The sequence below is a fragment of the Frankia sp. AgKG'84/4 genome (assembly GCF_023242965.2).
Lineage (GTDB): Bacteria > Actinomycetota > Actinomycetes > Frankiales > Frankiaceae > Frankia.
Genome location: NZ_JALKFU020000888.1, coordinates 1 through 861, shown reverse-complemented (window position 1 = coordinate 861; position 861 = coordinate 1). Strand labels below are relative to the sequence as shown.

Here is an 861-nt window from a genome sequence, read left to right as displayed (position 1 = left end):
ATCAAGATTTTGTTATCAAGCAACTGCAGGAGCATTACTCCGGCGGTATTCTCGTCATTCACAAGAACCAATGGCCGCTCATTTCTAAACTCTGGATCACCGATCTCTCCCCCATCACGACCATGCTTCGGCCGTTCTATGACTGTAAGGGTCCTAAACCTCGCGATCCGGCTTCCATGTTCCGATCGGTTCTGGTAAACCTATTGGTCCGACCCGAACTCAGCATCACTGAATGGGTAGAGGAAATGCATACGGTTCCTCTTTACGCCATCATCAGTGGCTTTGAACCCGGTAACCTTCCCGGTGTCGGCACGTTCTACGATTTCTTTCCCCGCCTCTGGGGTTCTGAAAATAAGAATGCGACACGGAAGAAAAAGAGCAAGAAGTACCGTAAACGCAAGCCCCAAAAGGGCAAGAAGGGTGAAAAAGCGCCGATCAACAAACCCGGAAGAATAGAGCGATTGGTCCAATGGATTCTTCCCCGGCTGGACCAGAAAAAGGAGTTGCCTTCCGATCGACTGTTTACTTTCTTTCAGTCCCAGTTTCTGACCGTCTCAGCGAAGATGGGTCTGTTGGGTGAAATGGATAAGCTGAATGCCGCTGGTGATGGCACACCGATAGAGACGTCCGCCCGTCACCGGAGCCAAGCGACTTGTGATTGTCGTGCCCAAGGCCTTGCGAATTGCAAACATCCTCGCATCTACTCCCAACCAGACTGCGACTCCGGTTGGGACAGTTCAAGGGAGAAGTATTTCAACGGGTATCACCTGTACATGATCAACGCAAGCGACAGCCCTAATGACTTACCTCTGTACCCGCGTCTGAATCCGGCATCGACCCATGACTCGGTTAGCTTTGTTC

The 861-nt window shown here is 51.2% G+C and carries 1 protein-coding gene; it reads left to right on the top strand.

The window, feature by feature from the left end; genetic code table 11:
- Positions 1–861 (top strand): hypothetical protein (locus MXD58_RS31885; RefSeq protein WP_250610326.1); only part of this gene is annotated, 861 nt, incomplete at both ends.